Here is a 23,226-nt window from a genome sequence, read left to right as displayed (position 1 = left end):
ATCTAATTAGCAAGTTCCGTGCCAAATGATTTATTAACGTTTTTCTAGCGTAAAAGAATGGATATTATGAAAAAATGACTGTATTATTCAAATTTGCATAAATTTTAAACATAAAAAAATACGCATTCCTGAGGCTGGAATGCGTATTTTTTTCATCTAATCATACTTCAGCTTCTTCTGCCTTATATTGAGGAGGTGCAACCTTGAAGGCTTTTGTTAAAAATACTAGATAGGCAAGTCCGATGAGGAACCAGCTGGCACCCATGATTAAAGAACTAAGCTCAAGATTGATCCAAAGGACTCCAACTAATCCGGCTCCAATTAACGGCATGATAACATAATCAAAAAATCCCTTTGGAGTACGGTGCATTTTTTCACGGACAGCAAAATGACTAATTACCGAAAGATTAACAAACGTAAAGGCCATTAATGCCCCGAAATTAATGAGTGAAGTGGCTGTTACTAAATCAAAGAACCACGCAGATAATGAAATCACTCCTACGATTAAAACATTTATCGCAGGTGTTCTCCATTTTGGATGTACGTATCCAAACCATTTTTCGGGGAATACTTTATCGCGCCCCATGACATACAAGAGACGGGAAACACTTGCGTGGGAGGCAAGTCCCGATGCAAGGGTATTCACAAAGGTTGTACATAAGAAGATCGACTGAAACAGCTTCCCGCCAACATAAAGGGCAATTTCAGGTAATGCTGCCTCTGATTCAATAAACCTCGAATTATCTGGAAAAAATGATTGGATAAAAAATGAGGTGGTGATAAAGATTACCCCTCCCCATAAAGCTGTAAGAAGAATTGCTTTTGGAATTGTTTTTTCTGGATTTGGCGTTTCTTCCGATAATGTTGTAACAGCATCAAAGCCAAGGAATGAAAAGCAGAGTATTGTTGCTCCTGTTATCAGGATTGGAATATTCATACCCTCAACAAAAAACGGCTGCATGCTAAAAACCGTTCCCGTTCCTTCTCCTGCATTAAGACCTTTAATAACTAGGATGATGAAGACAACCATGATTAGTATTTGTACAAGAACAAAAAGTGTATTGAAATTTGCCAGAGCATTAACACTTCGTAAATTAAGGAGGGTAACAATGCCAACAAATAATAATACCCAAATAAAATCTGGAACGGACGGAAACAAGGCATTTAAGTAAAGTTTTGTTAACAACGCATTTACCATTGGCAAAAATAAATAATCAAGTAAAGAAGACCAGCCAACAAGAAAACCGAGATGCCGGTTCATCGCTTTTTGGGTATAGGTATAGGCTGACCCCGCCTGTGGGAAAACCCGTACCAGCTTTCCGTAGCTAACAGCAGTGAAAAGCATGCCAATCAAGGCAATGACATAGGCAGCAGGTACATGCCCATTTGTTTCACCGGAAACAATTCCGAATGTATCAAATACTACCATAGGTGTCATATATGCTAAACCCATAATGATAACCTGCCATAGCTTTAACGATCTTTTCAACTTTACTCCATTTTCCACATATCATTCCCCCTCTTAAATTAAAGCGTTTTCATTCTGATGTTACCCCTTTGTCTACAATAAATTTTCTATTCCCCCTCCACTTATTTCTAATTTCACTATGTATTTATGCAATTTATATGCCAAATTTAATTTCATGAAAATACCATTGTGTTTATCCGTTTTTAAAAAAATAATGGGTTATAACGAACAAATAATAGAAGGTTTTAAATTTTATGAATTATTCAACTATGCATACATTATTCCATATTAAATAACGACTTGTCACTATGGAATGTTCATATATAATCGTTTCCGTCAACTAAAAAAAGTAACTTCATCGGCATGAAAAAGGGCTATTGGTTACCGTTTTCTATAAAACTGTCATTGCACTGGCACGAATAACTCCTATTCGTTACTGTTTTCTATAAAACTGTCGCCACACGGGCACGATTTGTTTATGGCACAAAAATTGCATTATTAAAAAGTAAAATAGGAAATGAGGGAAAAAGAGATGCAATATCCACTAACACCTGATGTTAAACCAGAGTTTTGTACAACAGGGACCTTTATGAGGTTACCATCAAACAGAGAAAATGCTAAATTAGCAATTGTCGGCCTGCCGTTTGATACAGCGGCTTCATTTCGAGTAGGGGCTCGCTTTGCACCTCAAGCAATACGTCAAGCTTCCATGACGTTATTCCCATACCATCCTATTCATAAGGTGTACCCATTTGATGCATGCAACGCCATCGATATTGGCGACGTATCGGTTATTCCTCATAATATCCATCGAAGTTATGAGGTAATGGAAAAAGCAGTAATGGAGTTAATGGAGAAAGGGATTATCCCAATAGGACTAGGTGGAGACCACTCCGTTACCTTAGCAAATCTTAGAGCAGCAGCCAAAATCCACGGCCCTGTAGCATTAATTCATTTCGATTCCCATACAGATACATGGGATACTTATTATGAAGAAAAATATTGGCATGGCTCACCATTCATTCGTGCATATGAAGAAAATTTATTAATTCCGGATAAGGTTTTTCAGGTTGGTATCCGCGGAACCCTTAATCATCCTGGAGATATCGATTCAAGTAATGATTTAGGGTATCATGTGATTACAACTCCTGAATTAAAGGAACGTGGCTATGAAAATGTTGTGAGGGAAATGAAAGAAAAAATTGGGGATACACCATGTTTTCTCAGTTTTGATATCGATTTTGTTGATCCCTCCTGCGCTCCTGGAACAGGGACGCTTGAGGTTGGCGGGTTAAACAGCTTTGAAACCTTACAAATCATTCGTTCCCTAACAGAATTTAATTTTATTGGTTTTGATCTGGTTGAGGTTTTACCTCCATACGACCCAACCCAGATTACCTCCTTACTCGCGGCAACTATCATCCATGATTTTGCCAGTCTTGTTGCACTAAAAATAAAATAAGATCCAAAAAGGCAATGAACTTTAACGAGTCCATTGCCTTTTTCGACTCAACCAAATTAGAGAAAATAGTTACTTAATGTCTATTTTTGTTTACATATTTACCGTAGTCTGGAATGGCAACTTGGTCAAACTCACTTACTAACTTTTTGAGACCATTTGCCAGCATTTCACCTGACAGCGGCATTCCATGACCAGTTACAGCAACATTGGGTTGTAAGGCCGCCAACTTTCTAACGGAATCCCAAGCAGCCTGCCAATCTGTTGTAAGGTACCTTGGCGGCCCATTTACTTCCATTTCTTGTGTCAGTACCTTATAGAGTGAATCCTGTTTAACGGTAACAAATGCATCTCCTGCTATTAGAGACCGATCTTCTTCTCTAAATAGTGCCACATGTCCAGGAGAATGCCCAGGTGTATGTATCCAGCGAAAACCTGATAAATGCGGAACACTTCCATCAGAAGGTAGCGTTCGTATATGACTTCCTAAATTAATTGGTTCATTTGGGAACATCGGGGACATTTTAGCAACCAAACCACCTTCTACAGTAGGATCTGGCTCTGGGTAACTCATTTTTCCAGTCAGGAAAGGTAACTCTAACTCATGTGCATATACAGGAACATCCCAATGTTTGACTAATTCAATAATAGCTCCCACGTGGTCAAAATGACCATGTGTTAATATAATCGCTTGGGGACGACTATTAGCACCGAAACGTTCTTCCGTTACAGATATTATTTCGTTAGCTGATTCAGGCATCCCTGCGTCAACTAAAACAAAATTTTTCGTTGCTGGATTTCCAACTACACAAATATTTACAATTTGAATGGTATGGCTGTATAAATCGGGCAGGACCTCTATACCAATACCGCTTCCTATTGAAGTTGCCGGTATAAATTTGTAATCACTGCCATAAGACAATTCTTGATCCATTCTTAAACCTCCTTCATCATTTTTGTTATTTGGCTGACAAAGCTATTTTGCTCTTATAGCCACTATCCTATGATGAAGGCTTATTTTAAAAAGAATCAATTGGTCAAATACCATTTACATAAGAAAAAACGCCTGGATATATATCCAAGCGTCCCAAAATTACCGAGCGAAACGATGATTTCCGATTGTTACGGTGACTTCACGTGAAAAAATCCAATCGCTTACTGCTGTTTTTGGATTATAGAAAAATAAAGAACCATTTCCTTTACCCATCAAAGCGATTGCTTCATTAACCGCTCTTTTGGACTCTGCGTCAGCTGGCTGATTGATTTGGCCATTTGCAACAGGTGTAAATGCATAGTGTCCATTGGCAATTTGATAAATGACTCCACGAACGGTGTTAGGGAAGTCTGGACTTTTCACTCGGTTAAGAATAACAGTTGCAACAGCTACCTTTCCGGCATATGGCTCACCCACTGCTTCTGCTCGAACTAATTTTGCCATTAATTCTTCATCCGCCGCTGAAATTGGTGAGTTTGGCAGAGTCATATATTGTCCTGCAATAAGTGGTTTACTATTGTTTGCGCTCATTAAGCTATTAACTGGAATACCAAATCCTTTTGCTATTTTCCAGTATGTTTCACCATATTGAATTTTGTGAGTTGTAGCCGCCTCCGACTTAGTAACACCTGTAAATGCTGACATTGAAAAAATTAATCCCGCTGCAATAACAAGTTTTTTTAGTTTATTCATGTTTTATAGCCTCCTAGTATTCTCGTTGTTTGCTCTACTACTAAGGCTATCAGTTGTAACATAGTTATTCATTAACCAAAAAAAACCAGTATAAAAATAGGATAAGTAGCTCCTGCTATGAAAGCATTTATCTACTAAATGGAATAATCAACCAACTTACAATCATTCCCACGTAAATTCCACTAATGGAATCTTAAGGAAATATTATTACAAACTATTTCAGGCCTATTTCATGAAATATCATTGTAACAAGGAAAATCTTCACTAAATTGACAAAATATCCCTCAATTTTACACAAGTTTCTCCCTCAATCTTTGGTAATAATATAATAGAAGACAAAACGTTGGAGGGTTATATAAATGGAAAGTCAGTTAGTGAACATACTTAACAAACAAATTGCAAACTGGTCTGTGTTGTATATCAAGTTACATAATTACCATTGGTATGTGAAGGGTGGTCAGTTTTTCACCCTGCACGCTAAATTTGAAGAATTCTATAACGAAGCAGGATTGCATGTCGATGAATTAGCAGAACGATTACTTGCAATCGGTGGAAATCCAGTTGCGACGATGAGAGAATGTCTTGAACTTTCATCGATTCAAGAAGCACAAGGCAGCGAGACTGCTGAAGAAATGGTTCAAACCATAATCAATGATTTTTCGATTATTATAGGGGAATTAAAAGAAGGTATGAGCATTGCTGAAGAAAAAGACGATGAAACAACAGGTGATATGCTCCTTGCTATTCATTCTGGTTTAGAAAAACATGTATGGATGTTAACAGCATTCCTTGGCAAATCAATCTAAAATACCGGAAATTAAACAAGACTCAGCAAAAGCTGAGTCTTATTTCTTTTGGTTTCGTGCAATGAAAACTAAGCAGATAGTAATAATCGTGAAAGCTGTAAACGCCAAGATTGGAATAGTGATAAAACCAAGCCAGTTAATATAATCTTTTGAGCAAGGCACACCACTTTTACACATTTCAAATTGCTGCAAATAAGGAATCTTTTGCAGAGCCGTATGATAGCCTGAAATGAGCATTCCAATAATCGACAATGGTAATGTGTATTTCACAATATCGTTATCATTTCGGTAAAATGCTATCCCTAGAATGATCGCTAATGGATACATAAAAATTCGCTGATACCAACAAAGCGTACAGGGAATATAGTGGAGAACTTCACTGAAATACAAACTCCCAATGGTTGCAATAAGTGCAGCAACCCATGCAAGCAGTAAAGGTTTATTCATTCCCTTTCTCCTTTGCCGCTTCCTCTACTAATTCATTTAAATCATCCATCGTCTGTCCATCAAATCGCTTACCATTAACAAAAATGGTTGGGGTTCCAGTAACTCCTAATTTTCCCCCAAGATCCTCATCACTTTTCCAAGCCTCTTCTGGAGCTTTTGTATCAAAATAAGCAACTACCTTCTTAACCTCTTCCTCACTAGCCATTTCTCCTAATGTTTCGGTTAAAAATTCTTCGGTAAAAACATCAATCGTTTCATATCGTGTATCTTCCGGCTGCTTATCGAAAATAAGTTCATGAAACTCCCAAAATTTTTCGTTGCCTAACTCATGATAAACCGCCTCTGAAAATTTGGCTGTACGATCTGAATCAACATTAATAAATGGATAATGGAAATAATAAAATTTAGCTTTGCCTGTATCAACAAATTCTTTTACTACTTGCGGTACAACATTTTCCGCAAAGTTTTTACAATTCGGGCACTTATAATCGCCAAATTCTACAATGGAAACAGGTGCTGATTCTTCGCCTAAAAAAGGCTGATTGGAATAATCAATCTCTTCTTTTGCGCTATCATCAGATTTCTCGTTGTTGGCGAGAAAAATGAATCCAATAATAGCGATTGCAATCAATCCTATAATCCAAAAAACAAATTTAGATGATGAAGAAGGCGGTTTTGTCGTGCCTTTTTTCGTACCTTTTTTTCCTTGAGCCATAATCAAACTCCTTATTTATGTGATAGTTTTAACTTCCAAACAGTAATGTTAGATTAAATTTTACTAAACTTATCCTATAATGAAAATAAAAATGCCTATTGAACATAACGCATATTATTAGATTATCCTGTTAACGAAAAAAAGCCCATTTTTAATGGACATTTTTTTAGAAGCATATCTTTTTTAATGTTATGTATTCGATGGGTCTTTTAGGAAATCCTTAATTTCATCAACAGTAATCCCTAAATTTCGAGCTTCTAAGATGAGTTCTAGCCATTCCTTATCTACTTCTTTTTCATCTAATAGAGTGGGTAACATTGTACTGGTGTCCTCCTACAATATTTATTTTAGGCAGCTTAGCTATCATCGTTTAGAACTTTAGACCTGAAGCTTTGCGCCCAACTTTTTGGAAAGGGTTGTCTTTATCTAATTAAAGTTATAAAGTTCATAAGAAAATAGTACCACATCTATTCTTTATATCGAACATAAATAATTCTAAAAATTACGACAAAAAATTACAATTTTTCCCTATAACTTATATATATTTTTAAACAAAAGAAAAATAATAAAGTCAATTTAGGATTGAGAACAAGCAAATGTTAAATTATACAAAAATATAGTTATTTTCACTTATGTTAAGGTTCCTATTAATAAGAATATTATATTAAAATTTAGTTCTTTATAAAGAATTTTTTTGAATAAGTAGGAAACAGAGATAACAAATAGTAGGGAGAAGGTCGGAGATAGATAAGATGATTAAAGTCGAAATAGACTAGCGATACTTATTACTTGTATATTTTTGTCTTTTAATGTATTCATAAAACATATACTCTCAAGAGCATGTTTTATTTGGTTAATAATTCTGTGGGTAGTTTGATAAAATAAAATGATGATATTTCATTAAAGGAGTTTAAATGATGACCGAAAATAAACATTACACAGGCTATATTGGAACATACACCAAAGGTGATAGCGAAGGTATTTATTCTTTCACACTAGACACGGATAATAGGACCATAGTAGACGTTAAAGTTGCAGCTAAGCTAGAAAACCCTACATATCTAACAATTAGCTCAGATAATCGCTACCTATATTCCGTTGTAAAAGAAGGCGACACTGGAGGATTAGCAGCTTTTTCAATTAACGATAACGGTGAGTTAACAGTAATAAACAGTCAATTCTCTGAAGGTGCATCACCTTGTCATGTAAGTGTTGACTCTAAAAACAACTATGTTTTTAGTGCTAATTACCATAAAGGAACAGTAGAATCCGCTTTCCTAAATCAAGAGGACGGCTCCGTACAGCCTGCTGTTTCGATTTTTAAACATGAGGGATCAGGTCCTGACCCAAGACAGGAAAAAGCGCATACCCATTATGCAGGAGTAACACCGGATGAAAAATATTTAGCCGTTGTTGAACTAGGAACTGATGCCCTAATTACCTATAAAGTTAATGACAATGGCACACTTGAAAAAGTAAGTCTTCTGCCAATAAAGGCTGGCAGCGGTCCTAGACACCTTGCGTTCCATCCTAATGGAAAATTTGCTTATATCATGACCGAGTTTAGCTCTGAGGTAATCGCCTTACACTATCACCCAGAAAACGGCCATTTTACGGAAATACAATTTATTTCTACTCTGCCGGAAGATTTTACAGAAAATAACCAAGGTAGTGCTATACATATTTCTGCGGACGGTCGTTTTGTTTATGCTGGTAACCGTGGTCATAACAGTATTGCCCTGTTCCAAATCAATCAAGAGTCCGGTGAATTAAGCTTTGTGGAACACACCTCAACAGAGGGGGATTGGCCAAGGGATTTTGAGATTGACCCTTCTGAACGGTTCATTGTTGCTTCTAATCAAGAATCAAGTAATATCGTTTTATATTCAAGAGATGAAGACACCGGAAGATTGACCCTCTTACAATCTGATATTACGGTACCACACCCTGTTTGTGTTAAGTTTTTAAGTAATTAGAACTTACTATCTAAGGATGAATTACGATGGATTTCTTTCATAGCCAGGAAACATTGACTACAATACAGTGGATTCTAAGAGCTGTAGTTGGATTTTTATTTTTGCTGATTGTTGCCAAACTTATGGGACAGCGTGCAATTTCACAACTTCGATTGATTGATTTCGTCATGGCATTGGTTCTAGGAAATATTATCGCCCATCCGTTATCAGATGAAAAACTTGGAATGAAGGGTTCGATGATTACTACCATTGTATTGGTTGTTTTATACACTGGAGGTTTATGGATTACTTTAAAGTTTACCTTTATTGAGAAGCTCCTAGACCCACCGCCATTTCCTCTTATAAAAAATGGTGAAATCATGTATAAAGGCTTAAAAAAGGCAAAAATTACGATTCACCATTTATTAGCTGAGTTAAGAGTAGAAAAAATTGAGGATATTAGTAAAGTAGCGTTAGCTTTATGGGAATCAAACGGAAAAATCTCTATTTTCTTAGAGCCAAAGTACGAGCCAATCACACCTGCAATCTACAACCTAAAAGTAGAACCATTTGACCTACCGAGAACGATTATAAAAGAAGGCAGGATTAATGTTCAGGAATTAAATCAGATCGATAAGAATGAGGATTGGCTAATTACTAACATAAAAAGCCAACATCATACGGATGTTAACAATGTCTTACTTGCTACGATTGATCTTAAAATGAATCTAAAAGTTTTCCTATATAAATAAATTAGCCCACGTAAGGGAACTAATTCCTTACGTGGGCTATTATTTTAATTAAGAATCATTCTAAAAAATCACCTTTACTAGTCCTGAAATCCTTTTCTTGTATAACGATATGTATATTTCAATGTTGAATATCGTCTAGTTCAAATAAGAGACAAGTATTACTCTCTCCTCAGCCACCTCTTAAATTTACCCATTTTACCACCCTTAGAAAATTTTTTAGCTTTTGACCCATCTCAGGACTCCTATACGTTCCTTTTATTTTTTTCACAGATCACCAAACAAATGAACATTAGTATAGTTTCTTACTGTCTACTAAAAGGAATCATATCCTATTTAATAGGGGGGTTGATTAAGTTTCACTCCCTTTCTCGCAGGCGCATCCATTGAGTTACTACCCATTTTTCTCCCTGTTCAACAGGAGTTCCAGCATGGAGGGTAAGCGGGTCTACTTGTCCTAAACTGTTATAATACTCGAAATAAACTCTGATCCCCTCTTAGGATAAATGGAAGGATCGATTTTAGGAAACGTTTCAAGATATGGGGAATAAATGGGGAGTGTATCACCTAATATTAAAAAGTAGTAATCACCGTGAAAGAAAGAATTAAAAGTGAAACAGCCTTCGCCAAATCAAATATCTTCTAAGGATTCCTGAAATCAATGGCATTACAAGCATAAGTTTCCCCCATCTTTTGAAAAAGGGATTCTCAATACTAAATCCCTTATTCAGTCTCTGAATACTTGTTAGTTTACCTATAATATGGTAATCCATTACAGGTTGATCAAAACCTAAATTGGTATCCCCTTTGAAGAAATAATATCTCCTGTTTTCCAATATATTTGAATGAGAAAAACGATGTGCAATCAGCTGCCCTGATTCCGAGTGGAATAGAACAACATCACCCTTCTTTAATGTTTGAGGATCACATGGTACAAACCGACAAATATCACCCTTTCGAATGAAAGGAAACATACTGTATCCTACGGAGGGAAGTTCAATGAACCCATCCTTACGGACAATATTTTTGAACAAATCAATAATACTTTTATCGAATATCATGAATTAACCCACATTTCTTAAATCTCAACTGTTTTAACCAACATTTTCTTTACTAATAATTTCAATTTATTGTGACCTAATTACATCATGGGTTCTTCTCTTACCCCAATTAAGTCTAGATTGTTAGTGAATCTAGAATTCAAACTGAGCATTTTCAATCTATTTTTATGTCCTTAACTATTTTAAATCAACTTCCAAAAGGTCGGGTACGTCTTAACCAACTAACTTTATTTTTTATTTTATGGTGGATTGCAACTGAACATTCATTTTTAAACCAGACCAAGAATTCTCTATAACCATGTTTAACAGAATCGTAACTTAAGAATTGGTAATCAATAACATCAACGTATTTACGAATACCCTTCAAATCACTTTTCTTAACAATGAATTTCCTTTTCAATTCAAATTTCTTTATCCTATCCAAATGTTGAAACTCTTCGTAAACGAGAGATATCGTTCTAATAATTCTTTTTGATGTTTTATGTTGGACTCCATCATTAATTAATCTGAAGTAGTCAATTTCCTCACAAAGTGAATGGATCAACTGAACAATGTCTAAATAATACCTCATTGAATTGAAATTATGCCTCCAACTATGAAGACACATAAAATAAAAAGTATGGTACTTGGAAAGCTCCTTGATATATTTTGAGTTATTAATTGAGTTAGAATTATTCCAAACCTCTCTAATGTCAAAATTAGCTGTGTTTTCTTTTAATAGATTCCAATGCAATTCCACAACTAAAGGAACTGGAGAACTAGGAATATCTTTACTGAAACTACAATGAAAATGATTACGAATCATTTTTTCCTCAACGATAAACCCCAAGGATTTAACTACTTCTCTCACTTTTTGAATATCATCGAAATGGATTAGTAAATCTATGTCCGTGGTTGCCCTAGCCCCTAAATGACCAAAATACTTTTCCGAAAAAAATACCCCCTTCAAAGGAATAACATTAATTTCTAACTCCTCAAATTTCTCCAGAATCATTTTAGTCTGATTTTTAATGAAGAGGTTCTGATAGAAAGCCTTGTTAAACCTTTCCTTTAATTGATTTTGGAAAAATAAAGGCGTTCGATCCAACTTTCCCTGCTGATTTAATAAATGATAAACTTGTGGAGCAACAGAAATAAAATCATGTTCGGCAAGTACTTCTTTGTAGAAATTTTCCTCTGTTGGTAATGATGTAAAAGGATCATAAATTGCACTAATTAATCTACTGCTCAAGAGAATAACTCCTTATATATATATATTTACCCCTATACAAGAGATTGTGCGTTAGATTTTTCTTCTTGGACCCATGTCCCATGAAGTTTTTGGTACAAACCATTTTGTATAATTAGGGTCTCATGTTTCCCTATCTGTTCAATTTTTCCATCATTCATTACAATTATCATGTCTGCATTTTGAATAGTTGATAGTCTATGTGCAATTACTAGTGTTGTTCTACCAATTATCAATTTTTCCAAAGCTTCCTTAACTCTGAACTCAGTTTGAGAGTCAAGCGCTGATGTTGCCTCATCAAGTAGCAGAATAGGAGCATTTTTTAAAATAGCTCGAGCAATTGCTATTCGCTGCTTTTGCCCCCCTGACAATTTTATTCCTCTTTCACCTATTTCAGTGTCATAACCATTCGGTAAAGATTTTATAAATTCATGAATATTTGCATTTTTTGCTGCATTAAACATTTCTGTTTCTGTAATACCTGGTCGAGCAATTAATAAATTTTCCTTAATTGAACCAACAAATAGAAACGTTTCTTGTGGTACATGCGCAATACTACTTCTTAACTCAGACAGAGTAAGTTCATCAGTTGGAATTCCGTTAATTAATACCCTACCGAATTGTGGTTTATAAAATTGTTGTAGAAGATTGAAGAGTGTTGTTTTACCAGCACCACTTGGGCCAACGATCGCAACAATTTTTCCAGTAGGAATATCAAGGTCAAAATTCTCAAATATTTTTTTGTGTTCATCATAACTGAAAGTAATATCTTGAAATTGAATAGAATTAACATTTGATAAAGAAGGAGTATAAGAAGCTAAATCATTGGAAGCTGTAGGTTTTTGAAGAAGATCAATTAATCTTTCAATTGCGGTAACAGATCTCTGAAAACCTGCCCACTGTCCAGCAAGCCCCATCATAGGGTACACCAGATGACCAGCAAGGTTAGTAAATATCAAAAGGGCCCCCACTGTAAGGCTACCTTTAGTTACAAAGTAAGCACCTAAACAAAGATTAAATAAAAATGCTACTGAATTTACTATGTATCCTCCAGAATAATACCAGCCCTGGAGCTTAGCATTTTCAAGTTCGAGTTTATAATATTTCTGATTTTTAATTTTGAATTCTCTAAAAATATTCTTTTCTAACGTAAATGAGCGAATAACCTGAAAACCATGAAATGCCTCACTTAATGTACTATTAATCTCAACATAAAGCTGATTTAGATTTCTACCATTTTTTTTAAGAAGGAAACCAAAAAAGGTGCCTCCCCCAATTGCTAAGGGAGCAATTATGACACTTATGATACAAAGCAACCAATTAATTTGAAGTAAATATATTAAGACTGAAATGTAAATAAGCGGAAGTTTTATCAAGCTAATAAGACTACTACCTACCACTCCATTTATGTGATGAATATCACTATTAAAATAAGAAATTAAGTCCCCTGATCTAATATTAGAAGTCTCACCTGCAGGCATCCGAAGAATATGTTCAAACAAATATTCTTTCAAATGATTTTTCAAACCGTTGCAAGCAATCGTTTCAAAGTAAATTTCACAATAATTAGATATAATACTCAATAAAGTAAGGAAAATACCAATTGGTATCAATTCTTTTAGCCGGCTGAAACTCCCATGAATCGCTGCGTCCGTAAGATTCCCGAAGAACCAAGCGTAAGTAATGGTAAAAAATATATCAAAACCTAATAAAGTTAAAAGGATGACATATGCCTTCCATTGTTTTAAAATGAACGGTTTTAAGAACTTAAAGGTCTTTTTAATATCGTTAATATTAAAATATTGCTTTTTTAACCAGTTCATTTTTTGCTTTAGTTGTACCAACATAGGAGACACTCCAAATATAAAAAATTTAAATGTAGCTTTCTCTACTTATAATGATTTTTTTAAAAGAATTTCTAGGTCAATCTATAACTTTAATCAAATCACACTCCAATAAACCCTCAAGAAAGACTTCTATATCTCCTTGTACATTATTATTTTCTGTCTCAAAGTGTCGAAAGATTGATTCACGTAAAGACTCTACTGACTGTGATTCATTAAGTAAAGACCAGCAAAATCCACCTGTTTCATTTAACTTTGTTAAAGTGTAATTGTCAGTATTAAGAATTATTACTTCCCCATCGAAGTGGACAGTTTCAAAAGTACTCTTTCGTATATATTCAACCATTATGAAATCAACTCCCAGAATGTCTCATCTTTTTTAAAATAAAGGTTGTAAGTTGGAACTCTTTCAACTAATAGCCTCATCAAACCTATTATATTTTTTGTCTCCTCAGGTGTATGAGCCCAGTAAAATACTTTATCAATTAAGTCAACCAAAGCATCTGCTTTTTTCAATGTATCTCGTTTATTTATAATTGACTGATGTAAAATTTGGATGCTTTTCAGAGGTGCAATTTCTGATGAGCCAATTTCAGTTAATTCACTCCTAAATGGAGAATTAATAATGGTTATTTTATCAGGGGTAATTTTAACGAGTGTAGCTTCATCAGAAAGAAGCTCTCGAGGCTGAGATAGCCTTGCCACAGTAGATTTACCTGCACCCGACTCACCGGCAAAAATATGTGCTTCACCATCCTGAATAGCACAAGAAGAATGAATTAGTAACCCCCAATTATGGTAAACAATGTATGCACTATAAAGATTCATAAGTGCATGTTTCAATGCCAGTTCATTATTCACAAAAATGTTCACTGAACTGTAACTGTGTTCTGCTTGAATTAAGTAATCGGAGCGTTTAAAGATTACTTTACCATTTTCTTCTGAGATATTTACTTTGTAATCTACAAATGGTGTACCATAACCAAGTGCGATTTTTATATTTAAATCGGTTTTGCTCTTCTTATCATGTAAATCAAAGAAACTATTTTCAATAAATTCAACAATTTGATGTTGGTCAATATTAAATTCAATACTATGGGTGCCAATTTTCTTGTATAGTGTAACCATGGTTAACTCCCTCGTTTTACGGTAGTTATTTTAATATTTTTTATTTATAATTTATTTTCCTTTTTTAGGTGGCTGCGGTTTTTTTGGTTCAAACGGATCATGTGGATATTTATCTCCATCACTCTTACCTGGATCTCCAGAAATTGGCCCTCTCCCTTTATTCCAGCTTTGAGAAGTTTCAAATCGTATTGGACTATGGCTCAAAATCTTCGGACTAACATAACTTATTTTTTTCATAACAATAATCTCCAACCTTTACTATAATTTGAGTCGATATACAGAGTAATAATTCAAAAATCATTAGTGAACATCGACCAATAAGTTAATTATAAATAACAATACGTTCTTTTTAAAGAACAAATTTTCGACAATAAATGACTAATAATTAAATATCCATAATTATTAAGTGAAACTTAAAACATTAATTTTATTAATACGGTTAACTAGACTCATTATGAAGATTTACACTTGAATCAGAAAGACTATATTGAAACTGAGCACGTTTTTCTTAAGAAACTGCAAAACTTTATTGATTAAACATTTTAAATAAAGAAGGAATTTAATTTCCCATTAGAGAACGTTTTATTATAAATTATTTTTAAGGGGTTTTGAAATGGATAAAATTTTTGAACTACTGGGTATAAAAAAGTGAATGATAATTCTATCACATTTACATTAATCTGGTGTACGATTATTTTTGGATTTACTTCATTAAGTTTTTTTAGTGGTGAAAACACCTTATCCCTTCTGCAAAACATTCTTCGACTAGAATATAATCAAGCTGAATTGCTTAATACAATTATTCGTAAAGGTGCTCACATATGTATTTTTGGATTGTTAGCAATTTTAATTTTTCTAGTTCTTAAAAGGAAACACATTGCGCTGTCATGGGTAATAACAACAACTTATGCACTTGGGGATGAATACCATCAATCTTTAGTTCCAGAAAGGTCAGGGTCTTTTAATGATGTACTCTTAGACTCATTCGCAGCATTTTCACTTTTAGTTCTTTATAACTACTATCAAAAAACAGCAAAAAAAATTATAATTGGGCTTTGGCAAATAGAATTGTACGAGCCTTTGTCAACATAGCAAGAGGTAGAGAAGCGGCATCGGATCTAAAAGGAATTCATGGTACAATTCGAAGAAGCCTCTTTGGATATGATATGCATGTTATAACCAACTACGGATCAAATGACATCGGAGAAGATGGTTTCTATCCTCCTTAATCTATTCATCCAGGATTGCCTTTACAGGTCCTAATACCGGAGCTACCCTTGTTTGCTTTTTCTTTGGCTTTTGGTTGAAATCCTCCATTTCTGCATACTTCTTTATCGTTCTTGGATCTCTTCCAGTCCTTTTTACTACATCTGATTATGTTAACTTCATGTCTGATATATTTAATCTCGGCTACTGCTAACATCACCTTAATACCTCCTGCACTGCTTTGTCCCAACTGGAAGTGTATGTGTATTTTGGAATGTTGACAAGTGTTTTTTTAATTTGTGCAGTCCTTTAATTCCGACTTTGCTGCTTAACTTGCCTTCTACCCCACTAGCAAGCAATCCGCTGACGTAATCGATAATCACAAGGCAAGTAATGTCTGTAGCAAGACACTCCCCTCAAGATGCCCAACATACAAAAGCACCAGTAACTGTTGCACCCGTTTTATAAAACACTTCCCATCCGTTCATCTAGCTTCCAAATAAAAAGAGAGCTAAAATCAGCTCCCTATAAGTTATAATTTTTAGTTTTTACATCAAAATTGGGATCAATTGTGACATTAAAAGCGGATTGATGCACAGCCCTCTCTTACTAAATTCCTAATCAATTTTTTAAGGAATCAAACGTAACATTCTGAGTCAGAATACTATATTATTTCGTACATCGTCTGTTGTCTTGTTGTTGATAGTACAACCTATAAGATAATTGTTCCAAATTTTACTCAACGCACTCGAATTGGCAGTAACAATCCCCTTCCCTGTAGTACCGGCCTTTTTAATTAATTTATTCCCAATTAACAATCCACTTGATGCCGCGTCTAGTCTAATTATATCACTTGTATGGTTTTCAGGTATTTCAATAATGTTATCCATTACATCCATCTTAGCATTTGAACCCCATAGATAAATTACATTTATTGACGTGATGATTTTCACATTGGTATATCTCACATTCGTTGTTGAGCCAATTGCCTTCCAGGTTTTTGTTAAGTTCTTTATTACACCACCATTAAATAGAACTCTACCGACCAGTGACGCTTCATCTGTATTAGTGTTAATAACAAATTCTTTATCAACGAAAAGATTATTAAATATAGTTTCATTCCCAGAGGTTTTTATTGCTTGCCTGTGTGATTTTATCGATAAATTATCAAATACCACGGTACTAGTTGAATTTCCGGTGCTATATACGGAAGCATTTGTAAACTCACCTATTATATTGTCTCCAACAGAATGAACCACAGCATTATTAAAAATTTTAAACCCGTAATCAATACTTGCTGTATCTGCCACTATATCATTGTTGGCTGAATACCCTTGCCTTGTACCGGAAAACGATATTTGACCTCTAATTATTTTATTCCCTATTAAGGAAGGTCTAGTGATATTAGGTATTGATATATTGCCATCGATTACAACATTACCTTGAATAATCAAGTCAATTGGGTCTCCACCATCTGTTAACCATATTGGTACAATGCTTGAAGATATTAATGTATTATTTTGTATTTTGCAATAATCGGTATAACCTACAGATAAATTATTATTTTCCACTCTGTTATTGAAACATGTTGTGTGGTTTCCACTATAAAAATGAATTCCACCTCCGACATTATCATGCACATAGCATTCTGCTATGGTGACATTTTCATTTTTAGCTGATTCAACATCAATTCCGTATTGAGGTGACACTCCATTAGTTCCATATATTTCGCATTTTTTAATAATACTATTAATAACACCAACAGCTGAGATCCCTTGCCTTCTGCAATTGTAAATTTTACAATTATTCACAACAACATTATCCGATGGAGGATTACCGTTTGTAACTCCATCTACTCCTACATACAAACCGTCACCAGTTAAATCATATAACTCCACATTGTCAATTCTCACATTTTTACTGTATTTTATGTCAATACCATAACCGAAATCATCTTCCATCCAAAGTCCATTTTTAATTTTTATGGATGCATGAGTTGGATCAGGTTGATTAACAACGATTTTTATTTTCTTGGTACCTGCTGGATAACCTGATAATATACCAGTATTAAAGGCAAGGGATGTTTGTTTGCCTAAATAAACATTATTAATATCATAATAAAATGCATCAAAGGTTGTTGTAGTAATGCCTGACTTTTCAGCGTAGTATCTTGGAACGGGAAATTTATCTGACTGACTAGCTTGATCAAAGTACCCAACCGTTCTTATTTTTGTACTATCTGCAATGGGTTTACCGTTATTGTCGATGCCTCCACTCTCCATGTTTTGAGTAAGGTAATAAACATGGTTGTTCCTATCTCCTGCGATTTTGCCTCCACTAATTTTAACATTTTCTTTATTTCCCACAGAGATAACAGAATAAGTAAAACCTCCGTTAGGTTCTATCTTTAAAACTGTGTTTCCACTTAATTTTAAATGCATATTACTTGGAACATGAATACCATTTTTGCATATAACATTTGGATTGGTACCTATTCCATAAATGAGGTATGTCCCATTCGGAATAACAACCGTATTAAATCCTTCATTAGCAGCCCAAATTAATGCGTTATTTATTCCATTAGTTGTTTCTTTTGGGTGTGTCCCATCGTTATGAATACCCCAATTTGCTAATTGTATCACGTAAGTCATATAGTCCCCTCCTATTAGTCCTAGTAAGGGTATATGCTGTTAAGCCAATAACGGAAACTGTTAAACGTTTAGTGTATTCAAAAATGGGTTAGATTTAATATTGGCATCTTCTAAAAAAAATCCATACCATTAGGTAGAAGCTTCATTTATTTCATAAATTACTAGAGCCATTCTCTATCTTTATAGCCGGCATCTGGATTGCTTACTTTTATAGCGATTTCAAATTTATTCAGATAAATAGTAATCAATGACCGCGAAACACCACACTCATTTGTAATCTCTTTTGTAGACTGGTAATTGTTTTTATTCCTGAGGTCTGTCCACCAATCCTCTTTTTATGTTAGAAAGGCGTGTTGGGCAAAAAGAAAGATCCTTGATATAGAACACCAACGGTGATTTAATGAAATAAAAAGATAGGAGGTCCCTATGGAAATTATAGTCCTGCATGGGGATAAAGTTGAAATTCAGGCTATATTTTTTGTGTTTTAATTTTCAAATTAATATAGTCGGAGGAAATTTATGATTAATACACTAACATCGTTTCGTTTTTTTGCTGCTTTTCTGGTATTCTTGTGGCATTTGGGTTTAGTTATTATCCATTAGGATACATAGGAGTTTCTTTTTTCTTTACTCTTTCTGGTTTCATCATAACTTACAATTATTAGGATCGATTTCATAGTCTTAACAAGTGGAATTTTAGTTCCTTTTATATTGCAAGATTAGCTAAAATATATCCTGTCCACGTATTAGCTTTTTTTAATACCTTATTATTTATTTATCTGGTAGTAAAAGGACGGCTAACCATTTAACATACTTATAACGTGAATGAGCGAGGACAAGGTTATTAAATATAATTTAACTTCTTTGTTCATTGAGTTTTTTACGGTGATTTCGCCCCAATCTACTTGTGCCCTGTTGGACCCCATGGTAATTCCTCTACAGTCTCGTGAGGACTAGTATGAGTCACATTTGGTATTTGAAAGATGTCTATTATTTCACTTACATAAGCTCGAACAGTACTTCCTCCTATTTCAATGGTTGGATATCGTTCTCTTATCTAATCTGGCAGAAACTGTTGATAATAGTCTAGCAGTTATCCCATTTTTTATCCACTTCATTAGAGATTGTTATTGTTTATAACGAATTAGGAAGACTCAAAGAGGCCATGGAGAATCCTTTCCATGATGGTGCAATCCTCATTCAGATCAAGGGCACCATTATACTCATCCCCTCTTTCAAGATAAAGTTAAGAACCTGGATATAATGCAACCTATATCCCGTAAGTGATATTGTTGGGATAATGCTCCTATGGAATCATTCTTTGGTCATTTTAAGGGTTAAGTTGATTATGAGCAAAGTAAAACTTATTCTGTTTCGATTAAATCCACCGAACATAAGGAACAGGAAGCATTCCAAAACAGTGAAGAGTTTAAAGAACTCGGACGTTCACGATATAAAAAATTGAAGCAAAAAATAGCGAATTAAAACATGGCCACGGGTATGATACAGCATCAACTTCGGGTCCGTTTGGAAGGGAAATACAAGGTGCAAAAACCATATTTCTGTTCAATTTGAAGCGAATCATTACGCTTTTAAAAGAAAAAAAGAAGGTAGGAAAATAGAAATAGGCAACTCCTTGCCAAAAATCATACAAGAAGTTGCCTATTCTTTTTGAGATAACACATAAATCATAGTAAAAGGGAAAGTTTTTCAGTGCCCTCGTACAATACCGAGGTCATCTTTTAGCAGTATAGTTACTTTTATTATATATACTGTCCATATTGTGGGTTAAAGGAAAAGGGACACTAGTACCATTTTTATACCATTTCTGGTTTAATCCATACTATTGGCTATCTTCTTTAAATTCACGGTACAGAAAGCACAAAAATAGAGACTTTCGGATTTTATTTTGTCTACAAATCAGAAGCAATTATTTGCCACTTCTAATTTATATTTTTTAATCTAATTATAATAGAGTAAAAATACTTATATTATAAACATCCGTGGAATAGATGTTATAAGCCATTCATCTTTATTAACATCCTTATATTATAAAAATTTCCCTATCGAGCAACTTTTCGATGCTCTATAATTCTTTTTTTCGGAAATATTACATAATACCAATTCTTAATTTTATTCCTTAAAGGCACCTCATATAATGAATAAATTATCACACTCCCAAATAAGGAAATGATAAAAGAGAAAATAGCTAATATAATTGGTGATGACTTAATCCCTGGTATGTAAGAAGAATACCTAATTACCAATTGATGCAACATATAGAATGAAAAACTTATTTCTCCTAAGTAAATGAATAATCTATTAGAAATTAATTTTGATATTCTTCCCATTTGATAAGCAAAAATATATATAATTAAGCTCATAAAAGGTATATAGTATAAACCGTAGTGGAAAGTAGTAGGGACAAAATTATTAATGTACATTCCAATTAAAAGACTTAATAATGAAGAGATTTCAAATAGAGTAAAATACTTCTGATATTTATTCCAATTTATAGGCTGTTTTATAAAAAGAATAGCAATTAATGTTCCAATTATAAATTCAATCATTCTAAATAATGGAAATATATATAATAACCACCCCTTAATTAAGCTATCACTAAAACCAATAGCGAATGTGGTTGCTACTAACAATAAAATGACTATATATATAAGAGGTTTTAAACCATTTAAATTAAACTTATTGTAAAAATAAATTATTATAGGCATGCAAAGATAGAAGAATATTTCATTTGATAGACTCCAAGAAACGCCATTAAAAGAAAAGTAAACCTCTCTTATTGGAAAAAAACTGTGTAAAAGCATAAGATTCGGTATTGCTTTTGCCAATGTTATTAATGTACTTTCCAAAAAGGCTTTATATAAAAGGGGTAATGATAAAATAAATGTAAGAATGTGTACGGGGTATATCCTTGCGAATCTTGAGATTAAGAATTTTGAAGTGTTATATTTATTAAGTGGGTTAAACTTATCATGATAATTATATGTTAAGATAAATCCCGATAAAATAAAGAAAAAAGATACACCCATGGATCCTTCATAAAAGATATGTACATATAACCATTCCAAATAATTGTATTCTTTAAAGTAACTAAGGTGCGAAAAAAAAACTGCTAATGCAGCAAAAAATCTAAATGAAGTTAATGGTTTTAACACTGAAATTACCCCTTCTACCTTTTATTATGTTTTAAACATGATTGAATCTTAAATCACACAACAAAATCATGTTAATTATTAAGTTTCACTTTCAATTTATTTTTATAGAATAGTCTGGAAAGGAAATTTTTTATAATGGAGTAACAGTATTTAAATTCTTTTGTCCTAAAGAACAAAACTGTAAAAATAATATTAGGTAACAAAATACAAATTATAATAGAAATAAAAAATCCACTCCACGTCTCATTTAGAAACAGATTACAGATAATTTTAGTCAACCAACCAGTCGCTACAAGCAAAAGAAAAAAGGATACATATTTTAAATAAAAAGGCAAAACGGATCGTTTGTATCCATGCTTAAATAGAAAATATGGTTCGAAAATAGTAAAAGTTAGCAATCTTGAAATTGCTGTTCCAAGGAATACTCCCAATACTCCTAGATATTGAACAAGAATTATGGATAATATTATATTTATTATGGCAGCAATTATTGGAATATATAATAACTGCTTAAAGATTCCCATAGTGGTTCTAAATAGATAAACAGCATTTTGCATTCCTCTCATATAGAAATTAATTATTAAAACTAACAAAATTCCATATGAAATTTTATAGTTAGTTCCTAACCATAATGATACAAAAGGATTACATAAAATCCACAAGCAAATACTACAAAAGCCAAATAACCAAAAGTTTGCAATATTTAAAGTAGAGAATACAAAAAAACTTTTAGAATTATCCTCTTTAGCATTTAAATTTCCTATACTAGCAGTTAATGAATTAAATATTTGTGTTACAACCATATCAATTGCACCTATAATTAAATTAAAATTTGCAATTATTCCCACCCATGTAATACCAACAAAAGATGAAATAATTATATTATCTGAACCATGAAGAACAACTCCAAAAAATTTAAAAGTAAAGATAGATGCCATATTTGTATAAATACTTTTTTTCACTTCATTTGAAACTTTTTCGTTCTTACCATACTTTAAAAATGGATATAATCTATCTACTTTTATAGAAATAACTAAGTTGTTAATTATTGTATATAATGTTTGTATAATTAAAAATAAAATATAACTTTTAAAAACAATTAAAATAAGAATCTGTAATAGTGTTTTTAAAATAGAAAAAGTATTTTGGTAAATAGTGATAACATATTCTTTTTGATCAGCAATTATAATTGACCGTTTATATGAAAATAAGTATGAAAATACCGAATCAAGCAAAAACAATAGGTAAATTATAGTCAGGTAAGGAATATTTGTATTCTCTTTAATAATAGAATCTAAAAAAGGAATAATACTTATACCAATAAAAGCTACAAAAGTAGCAATTATTCTATAAACTTTTGCATACAAATTTATTAATGCAGAGATTTCAGAAGTATTATTCTCTGCAACTGGTTTATATAGAGAATAAATAATTGCACTTCCTATCCCCAATTCAGCCAAAGATAACATTAATAAAATATTACTAAATAATCCATTTATCCCTAGATAAATTAATCCAAGAGAATTAATAAAAAAAGATCTACTAACAAAGCTTAAAATAAGACTAATAAACTGGAATGCAACCCCTGTTCCAATATTTCTTATCGAGTTTTTTATTCTACTTTCATTATTCATAATTATCTCCAT

Annotated in this window: 22 protein-coding genes, 1 pseudogene and 1 riboswitch; of the genes and pseudogenes, 6 read left to right on the top strand and 17 right to left on the bottom strand. The window is 33.3% G+C overall.

Annotated elements, in window-relative coordinates:
- Positions 1-160 precede the first annotated feature (160 nt).
- The gene (locus tag F4694_RS03030; protein WP_308806256.1) at positions 161-1,507 is read right to left on the bottom strand and encodes an APC family permease; all 1,347 of its coding nucleotides are present in this window, start codon (positions 1,505-1,507) and stop codon (positions 161-163) included.
- Positions 1,508-2,000: 493 nt separating this feature from the next.
- Here F4694_RS03030 and speB point away from each other — a divergent pair, with 493 nt between their 5' ends.
- Entirely contained in the window at positions 2,001-2,930 is a 930-nt protein-coding gene (gene speB, locus F4694_RS03025; protein ID WP_179595411.1) for an agmatinase, read from the top strand.
- A gap of 73 nt (positions 2,931-3,003) precedes the next feature.
- Here speB and F4694_RS03020 read toward each other — a convergent pair whose 3' ends face one another.
- Together F4694_RS03020 and F4694_RS03015 are read right to left on the bottom strand one after the other, a co-directional pair.
- A complete protein-coding gene (locus F4694_RS03020) occupies positions 3,004-3,861 on the bottom strand; it encodes an MBL fold metallo-hydrolase (RefSeq protein WP_179595410.1) in 858 nt (285 codons plus the stop codon).
- A gap of 159 nt (positions 3,862-4,020) precedes the next feature.
- Positions 4,021-4,614 (bottom strand): cell wall hydrolase, encoded by a 594-nt coding sequence (locus tag F4694_RS03015; protein ID WP_179595409.1) that lies wholly within the window; start codon positions 4,612-4,614, stop codon positions 4,021-4,023.
- 359 nt (positions 4,615-4,973) lie between these two features.
- Between F4694_RS03015 and F4694_RS03010 the strand changes: the two genes are divergently transcribed.
- Positions 4,974-5,420, top strand: a complete 447-nt coding sequence (locus F4694_RS03010; protein WP_179595408.1) for a Dps family protein — start codon at positions 4,974-4,976, stop codon at positions 5,418-5,420.
- A gap of 39 nt (positions 5,421-5,459) precedes the next feature.
- Here the strand turns inward: F4694_RS03010 and F4694_RS03005 are convergent, their stop codons facing one another.
- The 3 genes from F4694_RS03005 to F4694_RS02995 all read right to left on the bottom strand — a co-directional run bounded on the left by F4694_RS03005 (position 5,460) and on the right by F4694_RS02995 (position 6,900).
- Positions 5,460-5,867 (bottom strand): disulfide oxidoreductase, encoded by a 408-nt coding sequence (locus F4694_RS03005; protein WP_179595407.1) that lies wholly within the window; start codon positions 5,865-5,867, stop codon positions 5,460-5,462.
- Positions 5,860-6,582: a DsbA family protein gene (locus F4694_RS03000; protein ID WP_179595406.1), complete on the bottom strand. Its 723-nt coding sequence runs from the start codon at positions 6,580-6,582 to the stop codon at positions 5,860-5,862. Before F4694_RS03000 ends, F4694_RS03005 begins: the two co-directional genes overlap by 8 nt.
- Before the next feature lie 189 nt (positions 6,583-6,771).
- Positions 6,772-6,900: an anti-repressor SinI family protein gene (locus F4694_RS02995; protein ID WP_179595405.1), complete on the bottom strand. Its 129-nt coding sequence runs from the start codon at positions 6,898-6,900 to the stop codon at positions 6,772-6,774.
- A gap of 29 nt (positions 6,901-6,929) precedes the next feature.
- A riboswitch (cyclic di-GMP riboswitch) is annotated at positions 6,930-7,013 on the bottom strand.
- 486 nt (positions 7,014-7,499) lie between these two features.
- Here F4694_RS02995 and F4694_RS02990 point away from each other — a divergent pair.
- Entirely contained in the window at positions 7,500-8,558 is a 1,059-nt protein-coding gene (locus F4694_RS02990) for a lactonase family protein (protein ID WP_179595404.1), read from the top strand.
- Positions 8,559-8,584: 26 nt separating this feature from the next.
- Positions 8,585-9,289: a DUF421 domain-containing protein gene (locus F4694_RS02985; RefSeq protein WP_179595403.1), complete on the top strand. Its 705-nt coding sequence runs from the start codon at positions 8,585-8,587 to the stop codon at positions 9,287-9,289.
- Positions 9,290-9,891: 602 nt separating this feature from the next.
- Here F4694_RS02985 and F4694_RS02980 read toward each other — a convergent pair.
- From F4694_RS02980 to F4694_RS02955, 6 genes are all read right to left on the bottom strand, one after another.
- On the bottom strand, positions 9,892-10,347 hold the full coding sequence (locus F4694_RS02980) for a signal peptidase I (RefSeq protein WP_179595402.1): 456 nt from the start codon (positions 10,345-10,347) through the stop codon (positions 9,892-9,894).
- 187 nt (positions 10,348-10,534) lie between these two features.
- Positions 10,535-11,578 (bottom strand): nucleotidyltransferase family protein, encoded by a 1,044-nt coding sequence (locus tag F4694_RS02975; protein WP_179595401.1) that lies wholly within the window; start codon positions 11,576-11,578, stop codon positions 10,535-10,537.
- A gap of 32 nt (positions 11,579-11,610) precedes the next feature.
- Positions 11,611-13,398, bottom strand: coding sequence for an ABC transporter ATP-binding protein (locus F4694_RS02970; RefSeq protein ID WP_257029086.1), 1,788 nt, complete (start codon positions 13,396-13,398; stop codon positions 11,611-11,613).
- 100 nt (positions 13,399-13,498) lie between these two features.
- Complete coding sequence (locus F4694_RS32890; protein ID WP_179595399.1) at positions 13,499-13,765, bottom strand: PqqD family protein; 267 nt, start codon at positions 13,763-13,765, stop codon at positions 13,499-13,501.
- Positions 13,765-14,547, bottom strand: a complete 783-nt coding sequence (locus F4694_RS02960; protein ID WP_179595398.1) for a hypothetical protein — start codon at positions 14,545-14,547, stop codon at positions 13,765-13,767. The genes F4694_RS32890 and F4694_RS02960 overlap by 1 nt, the downstream gene beginning before the upstream one ends.
- Before the next feature lie 51 nt (positions 14,548-14,598).
- Complete coding sequence (locus F4694_RS02955) at positions 14,599-14,784, bottom strand: hypothetical protein (RefSeq protein WP_179595397.1); 186 nt, start codon at positions 14,782-14,784, stop codon at positions 14,599-14,601.
- Between the two features lie 411 nt (positions 14,785-15,195).
- Here F4694_RS02955 and F4694_RS02950 point away from each other — a divergent pair, with 411 nt between their 5' ends.
- Positions 15,196-15,639 carry a VanZ family protein gene (locus F4694_RS02950; protein ID WP_179595396.1) on the top strand — a complete coding sequence of 148 codons (444 nt, stop codon included), beginning with the start codon at positions 15,196-15,198 and terminating at the stop codon, positions 15,637-15,639.
- Positions 15,640-15,781: 142 nt separating this feature from the next.
- Here F4694_RS02950 and F4694_RS02945 read toward each other — a convergent pair whose 3' ends face one another.
- The 3 genes from F4694_RS02945 to F4694_RS02935 form a co-directional block, all read right to left on the bottom strand.
- Positions 15,782-15,973 (bottom strand): hypothetical protein, encoded by a 192-nt coding sequence (locus tag F4694_RS02945; RefSeq protein ID WP_179595395.1) that lies wholly within the window; start codon positions 15,971-15,973, stop codon positions 15,782-15,784.
- A 1-nt stretch (position 15,974) separates the two neighbouring features.
- Positions 15,975-16,136 (bottom strand): phage holin family protein, encoded by a 162-nt coding sequence (locus F4694_RS02940; RefSeq protein WP_308806255.1) that lies wholly within the window; start codon positions 16,134-16,136, stop codon positions 15,975-15,977.
- Between the two features lie 273 nt (positions 16,137-16,409).
- Complete coding sequence (locus F4694_RS02935) at positions 16,410-18,404, bottom strand: right-handed parallel beta-helix repeat-containing protein (RefSeq protein WP_179595394.1); 1,995 nt, start codon at positions 18,402-18,404, stop codon at positions 16,410-16,412.
- A 1,353-nt stretch (positions 18,405-19,757) separates the two neighbouring features.
- Here F4694_RS02935 and F4694_RS31975 point away from each other — a divergent pair.
- Positions 19,758-20,026, top strand: a pseudogene (locus F4694_RS31975) (IS5/IS1182 family transposase); the annotation flags it as partial.
- A gap of 441 nt (positions 20,027-20,467) precedes the next feature.
- Here the strand turns inward: F4694_RS31975 and F4694_RS02930 are convergent.
- Together F4694_RS02930 and F4694_RS02925 are read right to left on the bottom strand one after the other, a co-directional pair.
- Positions 20,468-21,580 carry an acyltransferase family protein gene (locus F4694_RS02930; protein ID WP_179595393.1) on the bottom strand — a complete coding sequence of 371 codons (1,113 nt, stop codon included), beginning with the start codon at positions 21,578-21,580 and terminating at the stop codon, positions 20,468-20,470.
- A gap of 71 nt (positions 21,581-21,651) precedes the next feature.
- Positions 21,652-23,214 carry a lipopolysaccharide biosynthesis protein gene (locus F4694_RS02925; RefSeq protein ID WP_179595392.1) on the bottom strand — a complete coding sequence of 521 codons (1,563 nt, stop codon included), beginning with the start codon at positions 23,212-23,214 and terminating at the stop codon, positions 21,652-21,654.
- Between the last annotated feature and the right edge of the window lie 12 nt (positions 23,215-23,226).

The organism is Neobacillus driksii, from assembly GCF_013409995.1.
Classification (GTDB): Bacteria; Bacillota; Bacilli; order Bacillales; family Cytobacillaceae; genus Neobacillus; species Neobacillus driksii.
Note: the sequence above shows the minus strand (reverse complement) of the source record. Positions and strands in the feature narration are given on the sequence as shown.

Excerpts from the sequence above, each read along its gene's own strand:
- speB (WP_179595411.1), top strand. The coding sequence starts at position 2,001 with ATGCAATATCCACTAACACCTGATGTTAAACCAGAGTTTTGTACAACA.
- F4694_RS32890 (WP_179595399.1), bottom strand. The coding sequence starts at position 13,765 with ATGGTTGAATATATACGAAAGAGTACTTTTGAAACTGTCCACTTCGAT.
- F4694_RS02935 (WP_179595394.1), bottom strand. The coding sequence starts at position 18,404 with ATGACTTACGTGATACAATTAGCAAATTGGGGTATTCATAACGATGGG.
- F4694_RS03015 (WP_179595409.1), bottom strand. The coding sequence starts at position 4,614 with ATGAATAAACTAAAAAAACTTGTTATTGCAGCGGGATTAATTTTTTCA.
- F4694_RS02970 (WP_257029086.1), bottom strand. The coding sequence starts at position 13,398 with ATGAACTGGTTAAAAAAGCAATATTTTAATATTAACGATATTAAAAAG.
- F4694_RS03010 (WP_179595408.1), top strand. The coding sequence starts at position 4,974 with ATGGAAAGTCAGTTAGTGAACATACTTAACAAACAAATTGCAAACTGG.
- F4694_RS02995 (WP_179595405.1), bottom strand. The coding sequence starts at position 6,900 with ATGTTACCCACTCTATTAGATGAAAAAGAAGTAGATAAGGAATGGCTA.
- F4694_RS03000 (WP_179595406.1), bottom strand. The coding sequence starts at position 6,582 with ATGGCTCAAGGAAAAAAAGGTACGAAAAAAGGCACGACAAAACCGCCT.
- F4694_RS02925 (WP_179595392.1), bottom strand. The coding sequence starts at position 23,214 with ATGAATAATGAAAGTAGAATAAAAAACTCGATAAGAAATATTGGAACA.
- F4694_RS02960 (WP_179595398.1), bottom strand. The coding sequence starts at position 14,547 with ATGGTTACACTATACAAGAAAATTGGCACCCATAGTATTGAATTTAAT.
- F4694_RS03020 (WP_179595410.1), bottom strand. The coding sequence starts at position 3,861 with ATGGATCAAGAATTGTCTTATGGCAGTGATTACAAATTTATACCGGCA.
- F4694_RS02955 (WP_179595397.1), bottom strand. The coding sequence starts at position 14,784 with ATGAAAAAAATAAGTTATGTTAGTCCGAAGATTTTGAGCCATAGTCCA.
- F4694_RS02980 (WP_179595402.1), bottom strand. The coding sequence starts at position 10,347 with ATGATATTCGATAAAAGTATTATTGATTTGTTCAAAAATATTGTCCGT.
- F4694_RS03005 (WP_179595407.1), bottom strand. The coding sequence starts at position 5,867 with ATGAATAAACCTTTACTGCTTGCATGGGTTGCTGCACTTATTGCAACC.
- F4694_RS02990 (WP_179595404.1), top strand. The coding sequence starts at position 7,500 with ATGACCGAAAATAAACATTACACAGGCTATATTGGAACATACACCAAA.
- F4694_RS02985 (WP_179595403.1), top strand. The coding sequence starts at position 8,585 with ATGGATTTCTTTCATAGCCAGGAAACATTGACTACAATACAGTGGATT.